A 7190-nucleotide genomic window follows, 5' to 3' on the forward strand; every position below is an offset into this window, starting at 1 on the left:
TTGCGTTGCGCAGTTTCCTGAATGTCGATCACGGAGACCGTCCAATGCATGGCGTCACCCAGCTCAAGAACCCCGCGCACCACGGCATTGGTCGCGGCCACCACAAAGAGATGCCCTGCCCCTTTTTGCTGACCATCCCCCACCCGCATCACATCCAGCGTCACGTCGTCCACATGCGTGTCGAGCATCTCACGAATCTGATAACGGGCCGCCGAACGCAATTCTTCAGGCGGCACCGCTGGCGCGTCGATTTGCAGCAACTGGTATTGCTCCGGCCGCAACATAATGCGAGCCTCCAGACCCTTCAGCCCCAAACCCTGCAGGCGACGAACAAAGTCTTCCGTGCTATCAGCACCCTGATGTTCCACGCCCAACTTGAGTACCTGATGCGTTCCGTCGGCGCCTGCGCGCGCGAGCACATAAGCCAGCGTCTGGCCAGACCAGGACACCACCAGCTGCTCACCCGAACCTTGACGCCTCCAGGGCCAGCGCATGGTCAAAGGATCTCCGGTGAAAGGGGCAAGGCAATGTTGGGCGAGATTTCAGTCATGAAGGACACAATGTGCAGGTCAGGTTTGCTCTAATTTTAATAGCTGATGCCTCAGCCGTGGCAACAATCCGGCAAGTGTCGCTAATTGTCTAATCAATACGGGAAAACCCGGAACGAATCGGCGTTCTCAATAGTTTTCTCGGCGGTAGATCAAGGGGCTTTTGTAGACACCAAAAGTTGCGCGCCCCGTGGGGTTTCCAGTCGCCCCGGTCCAGTTGTACTGTAACCAGGCTGGAACCGTCGCGGTGATGTCTATAGAGCCGGCACGGGTGGCGCCCGGCGCCCTGAGCCACAGGTTGAAATTGCCTGCGAACCCGGCGACCCCATTGCTATCAGTCCCCACAACGCCACCCTCTAAGTAGGTTCGATTCACGACCGTCGGTACCACTGAACAACCCTTACCGCTGTTGTTGATGGCTTCGATGACGCAAGTATTGCCTGTGATATCGGCGGCACCAGCCACTGCGAAAGACAGGGTAGCGGCTGTACACGAGTCCGCGGTGTTCAGTTGCCACCCGGTGGACGCTCCGAGCCAGTGTTCGGCGCGGAATACCACTGGCAAGTCCAACAATTCAGATCCGTACGCGTTGAGCATGCGGGCTCTGCCGCTACGAATTGCAGCAAGGCCCTCGACTGCCGTCGCCGCTACGCCACCGATTCCTGTTGCTGATGAAACCCCATCTCCGCCAGGCGCCGTTTCAATAGCCCGCAATTTGATCGTGGACGCAACCGTGGGGTTGCTGGTGAACGTGAAGGTTGGCGTGCCACTGGCAACCCCCGCCGTGAACGCATTGGCGGCCACACTGGCGCTGGAGAGGCTGCCCGCCACGGCGTTGGCGTCACTAAGCGTGACGGCCTTGGCAAATGTGGGCGTTGTGCTGGTCGAGCCGTCGTAATTGACGGTTGTAGATCCAACAAAGTTCTTCGCCGTCACCTGCACCGCCATGGGCTGCGCCGAATAGGTGTACGCACCAGCGCTGCAACCCTGCGTCACCACGGTTGTAAAGTGACTGGGGATGAACCGGCCCACCGCCCCGGCGCTACCCGTGTTGCCGCTAACGGTGAGACCCGATCCCAGGTAGCTGGTACTTGTCAGCACGGCCGTGAGGTCCATGGTGCCGACTTCGCTCCATGTGAGGTCGGTACCAGTCGCAGCGCCATTCGTAAATGCCCCCAGAGTGCCTGTGAACGAGCCATTCACCGCGCCTATGCCTGTGGGCTGGTATTTGGTAAACGACAGGGTCGCGCCTTCCGGCATCGTCTCTTTGCCAAAGTTCGGTGTTGCAGCGCCCGCGTTGTTGAGCGCTGTCACCGTTGCATTGAAATTCTTGCCGGCTTTGATGGGCGCAGAAGTAACTGCACTGAAAGCAAAACTCTTGGGCGCTGCAATAAAGGTATCGCTGCCCGTCATACTCAAGCCCGCGTCGCTGCCCGAGCCGGTATAAGTGGCAGTAAGCGACATATTGCCAACATCGGCGTACTGGAAAGTAGTGCTGGCGGCGCCAGTGGCGTCGAACGACAAGGTCACCGCGCGCCCTCCAGCATCACATGCTGACGCCGTGCTGTTGGACGCATTGAGTGCGCTGCCACCTACCCGCACAGGAAGCGCACCTGTCGTCGGATTGGTATAGCTGCATTTGAATGTCAGGTCCTTGTTGACGCTGGCAAACGCCGGCGTGCAGGCCAAACTACTATCCGCCTTCTTAACCGCGCGAACAGCCACTGTCTGAGAGACCTCCGACACATGGTTGAGCACATCAAATATAAAACCAGCGTCGTTGTACACATGGCTGCAACTGGCGGCAGTTCCGTTCCAGCATGTCCAGGTATTGCTTGGGGTCACCGAGAGTCCGCTGGCCTCGAACGTCACGGTCTGCGCGGCGGTCACCGGCACCGTGACAGTCGTTGCGCTGCTTCCCGCCGCAATGCTGAATGGAACGGTCACGAGTGTTGTGCCGCCTGAACTCTTTGCGATAACGTTGCCACTCAAGCCATCCGTATTGGCAGTACAGACACCACCGATGTCGACGCTGGCACACGCGTTCACCGTTACGGCAGATCCGGTACACGTCACTCCGGACACAGTATGGTTAAGCCTGACGTGATCGAGTGTGGCGCACGCACGGACAGAGTTGTAATCCCGCAAAATAACCGTGGCCGCCGTTTGGTAGTTGTATATGCGTATCTCATCCATCACGCCATTCGCGGATTCGCCAGTGCCGGGATTGGTAACGAAGGCGCTGCGGTTGTCGCCCACATACAGGGTTCCGATTGAGGGGGACAGTGGCCGAATCGTTCCAATGGCGGCAGATTGCGCGAGCGCGCCGTTGACGTAAATCTTGAGACTGTTGTTAGCGGCAACCGGCGTCAGATTCCAGGTGACGGCGATATGCACCCAAACATTAGCGGCAAAGGAATTGTTGCCGGTTGTTACCTGAAAATTGTTGTTGGCGCTATCGGTCAGGTTAAAACTAAGGCGTCCGTTCCCATTTTGCTTGACCAGATAGAACCAGCGGTTATTGACTACTGTCGCATCCAGCAACTGGCCCTCACTGCTGCCTCCCCCGCTCCAGGCACCACTGCTCTTGTACCAGAAACTAATCGCGCCACTGCTTCCGATCTGGCTGTCGACATCGTACCCGGTATCGACCGCATTGATCACCCCCGTCGTCGTGTTGGCGGGAATGTTGCCACCCCGGCAAACCTTGCCGCCCGCCACGGTTTGCGCGGTACCTACCGGCGTACCGTTGGCGCCGCCACCGGCATTGACAACCGACCCGGCGCCGCTCCAGGCCGCTTCATCCAGGCGCAGCTCCGAGATGGGGGCAGGAATGTAAAACCTGAGGGCGCTGTTGTTGGCCGGGAACCCCACATTGGGCACGGCGTAGTCGGTCGAACTGACCTGCCAGCCGACTTGGGCGTTGGTGTTGCCGGGTCCGGGCGTGTCGTTGCCAAACTGGTAGATGAATTCGCCGTTTTCCTGCAGGATAATCTGTAAGTCATAGCTTCCGCCTGCGGTGGAAGCAGCGGTCCATTCCGGCACGTGATACCACGTAACGACAAATTGGCGATTGGGCGCCGCGCCGAGGGTGGCATAACTGACATAGCACGTCGTCCGGTTAAGACAATTGGTGTTGTAGGCGGGCACCTCGGACTTGGCGGTTGGATCCAGGTCATTGCCATAGATACGCATGGTGTAATCGAGACCGCTATTCGGATAAGGCAACTGCGTCACCGGGCTACCAAAGCCGCAGGTCGTGTTGTTATTGAACTGCAGACGCCCGTTGCTCATGATGCGCACCTGGCTAAAGTCCACCCCACCGTAGTTGAAGATAAAGCCAAGCGGCATGTTGTCGCTCAGGCTGTCGTCAATAATCGGGGTGGTACTGCCACAACCTCCTGTGTTGCTTAATTTGTAGGGGCTCGTCGCGGGCCCGACCTGTGCATGGGTACTGGCGTCGATCCAACTGAACGTTGTGGCCGCGTTGGTATAAGTGACCGCACTGGCTGGCATCGAGACCATCAGCATCAACCATGCAAGCAGCCCCATCCCGAGGCAAACGAACCTCGGTTTTCCGCATGAAAAAGCAGGGCCAAGACCACGCCCCCAATATGCACAACAGAAATTATTCATGTAAATTGACTCACCGTCCTGTAGACCATCAGCGACAAATAACAGTTCGACTGCGCACAGCAGAGTTCAGTCATGAGGCATTCCTGTTTAGTGCCCCTGAGCCGATTGAATGCGATCTGTCACGGCAGAACTCTGTACTCATCGGCGTCATTGCTCCATGGACGCAGAAAGACTGCGTTCAACATAGCCGACCCCTGCCACCGCACCACCCGCTGAAGCTATCGACTCAAATGTGTAGATGGTTCTGATGGCGCCGCCTTCCGCGTAGGCATTCCGCGAGCATCGAATTTGGATTGCGAAACCCTCAATTGGGGAGGGGGGCCCGGCCACCGGTGTTGCTACCGCGTTCGGACACAGGGCTGGCCCGGCTGGAACGGCCACCAGTGCCCACTCCAGCCCCGCGCGCGCGGCCCAGTAGGCACGGGAACCCTGCACATCCTGCGCCGAGGTTAACTGCTGCGTGTTTGAAAACGTGAGCATAAAACCACCCAACGCCGCCAGCACCACCACCAAAAAGATGGCGGCAATGGCGGCGAAGCCTTGCTGAGAGGGGTGAATGCGTTTCACGGCGTGTTGTCCACATGGACTTCGTGATACAGACTAACGGTTTCATTGCTGGTACCGTCCTTAAACGTGATGCCCAACTGAACCAGCGCATTGCGCTGCAAATCAGAGCCGCTATAGACAAAGTTGCACGCGTCCACATTTCTCGCCAGGATGGCACCCGTCACTGGGCAAGTTGCGCCCGCGAACGCTCTGGCCGTGCGGTAAAGACTGCCGCCGGCACATACAAATGCGACCACTTTTTCGTCCTTGGGAATGACGTGAAAACGGTTGCTGCCGGATGCCAGAGGAAACTTCATGGGAGCGATGTTAATCTTGGTTTCATTGGGCAGACTGCCCGCACCAACACTGGATACCGCAGAGGTATTGTCAGCGTTATAAGCATTGGCGTCGGAAATTCCAAGGTTATAGACGGCGACCAAGTCTCCGCGGGCAATGGCCTGATCGGCCAGCGTACTGTTGGCACCCAGCATGTCGAAACTGCCATCTGCAGGCGCTGTGGCAGCAAAGTCCAATATGTCACCATTCCCTGACGCATCGACAACGGCCCGGTATCGTCCACCGGTCTTGGTGGGAATGAATTCAAGGCATTGGTTGTTCGGATTCAGAATGCTGTTGGGCAAAGCCTTGCGGATATCGCGCGCCATTCTCCGTACCGTCGTGTCGGCGACATCGGTCAGGGCTGCACGACGGGCGCTGGCAAAGTAGGCGTCAATGGGGCTTTTCATGAAGACGGAAACCATACCGCCGATTGCGCCCATGATGACAATCACCATGATCAGTTCAATGATCGTAAAGCCACACTGAAGTGTTTTTTGGCGCATGGCTAGAAATTGGCCCGGTAACCGGTCATGGTGATGCTTTCACTTCCGCGAGAAACCGTTACCGTCACTTTTTTCATAGGAACGCCACTCAAACTCGCGGGTGCGGCTACAGAGATGGCGATCACATAGCCCGATGGACCAGTCAATTCCGCGGGTAAATCCGTGAAAGCTGCCTGGGTCAACCCGTTGTAGTCGTCCACGTCGTCGTAGGCATCGCGTCCAGATTCCACCGTGTTCACCCCACACGTAGGCGGGTTAGTACCTGCATTTACGGTGTCGGGGTCGCAGTAAGACTTAAGCAAAATCTCTTCCAAAATGGAGTCGGCCAACGCCATGGCCTGCTTGCGCACCATCGGGTCGGCGCTGGATTTGACCGTCACGTCCATCACCTTGAGGATGCCAACCAGCCCGACTGAAACCACCACGATAAAAATGATGAGCTCGATCAGCGTGAAGCCGCGGTGCCGTGATCTATTCATGGACATAGCCCGTGCCGGCTTCAACAATGACATTGGCCGCATTGCCAATCTGGATGGTTTGGGTGGCCACCAGAGCACCGGCCGCGTCAATCGGCTGTCCCAAGCCATCGAAATTGAAACTGATGGGTGGGCCGTTGTAGGCCACCCCGGGCTTGGCTGTGAGAGTTCCGGGACTATCGCCTTTGGGCCCGCGCAACGCCGTGTTGCAGGTTGGGGTGGCCGGTAATGAAGCGATGCTCAAAGTGGCTCCCGTCATTCCGGCAAACGCCACGCACACCGTGCGGCGTTGCGCAATTGCCGTCTTTTGGGCATAGCGAAGAAAAGAGAGCGTCTCGTCGTGGAAACCTCGCGCATTGAAATCGTTGCTATTGAAAATACGCGGCGCCGCGAAAACAGCCAGCACCCCCAGCAGGACGATGACCATGATCAGTTCAATCAGCGTGAAGCCACGCTGATGCGGCATCCTGGCCGGTTGCCAAAGCATCACTTCATAGTCGCGGTGATGAACTGTCATGGCTATCAAATTATTCCATTGCTATATATTCAGTAGCTAATTACGTAACATCCACGAGGGATAGAGGCAAATTTAACGTATAAGACAATCCAAATTATCTTCCATGCATCCCTTGTTGGCGACTGCCCAGAAAGTAAAAACGCGAGGGCTTCATGGTGAAACCCTCGCGTACCGAAATCACGGACAAAGCCAGAAATTTCAAAAGGCCGCCATAGGCCTCGTCAACTCTGGCTGTTTATGGATTGCCAGCGCCGATTACTTCAAACGTCACGGCAGGTGACGCGGTATACCCAGTCAGGGTCAAATTGCAGATTCTGGTCAACCCGTTGGAGGCTGGCGCTGCTGCGAGCTCTGTCGTTGAAGACGCTGCAGAATACCCAGTAGGAAATGCGCCACCACTCAAGACAGCCCCAATGGAACTGCATGTGTTAACCACTTTGCACTTGTTTGGCTGACTTGCAGCAGTAGCAATCGCACAACCACCATAGTTGATAGCCGACGCTGAAGCCGCAGCACCTGCAACCCCGGTCATGGCGGCTTGCTGCGCATCCCCCTTCAAATCCACAAACTTCGGAATCGCCACAGCGGCCAGCACGCCCAAGATCACGATCACCATCACCAATTC

At 57.0% G+C, this 7190-nt stretch carries 6 protein-coding genes and 1 pseudogene; all 7 read right to left on the reverse strand.

Annotated features, from left to right (window positions below; all coding sequences use genetic code 11):
* Positions 1-494 (reverse strand): annotated as a pseudogene (locus tag B3V69_RS13420) (hypothetical protein); the annotation flags it as partial.
* A 183-nt stretch (positions 495-677) separates the two neighbouring features.
* Positions 678-4184: a LamG domain-containing protein gene (locus B3V69_RS13425; RefSeq protein WP_296447341.1), complete on the reverse strand. Its 3507-nt coding sequence runs from the start codon at positions 4182-4184 to the stop codon at positions 678-680.
* Positions 4185-4331: 147 nt separating this feature from the next.
* Positions 4332-4751 carry a hypothetical protein gene (locus B3V69_RS13430; protein WP_296447343.1) on the reverse strand — a complete coding sequence of 140 codons (420 nt, stop codon included), beginning with the start codon at positions 4749-4751 and terminating at the stop codon, positions 4332-4334.
* Complete coding sequence (locus B3V69_RS13435; protein ID WP_296447344.1) at positions 4748-5572, reverse strand: prepilin-type N-terminal cleavage/methylation domain-containing protein; 825 nt, start codon at positions 5570-5572, stop codon at positions 4748-4750. The genes B3V69_RS13430 and B3V69_RS13435 overlap by 4 nt, the downstream gene beginning before the upstream one ends.
* A 2-nt stretch (positions 5573-5574) precedes the next feature.
* Positions 5575-6051, reverse strand: coding sequence for a type II secretion system protein (locus B3V69_RS13440; RefSeq protein WP_296447346.1), 477 nt, complete (start codon positions 6049-6051; stop codon positions 5575-5577).
* Positions 6044-6565, reverse strand: a complete 522-nt coding sequence (locus B3V69_RS13445) for a pilus assembly FimT family protein (RefSeq protein WP_296447347.1) — start codon at positions 6563-6565, stop codon at positions 6044-6046. The genes B3V69_RS13440 and B3V69_RS13445 overlap by 8 nt, the downstream gene beginning before the upstream one ends.
* A 235-nt stretch (positions 6566-6800) precedes the next feature.
* A partial coding sequence (locus tag B3V69_RS13450) for a type II secretion system protein (protein ID WP_296447348.1) occupies positions 6801-7190 on the reverse strand: 390 nt, incomplete at its 5' end.

The organism is Rhodoferax sp. UBA5149, from assembly GCF_002413825.1.
Classification (GTDB): Bacteria; Pseudomonadota; Gammaproteobacteria; order Burkholderiales; family Burkholderiaceae_C; genus Rhodoferax.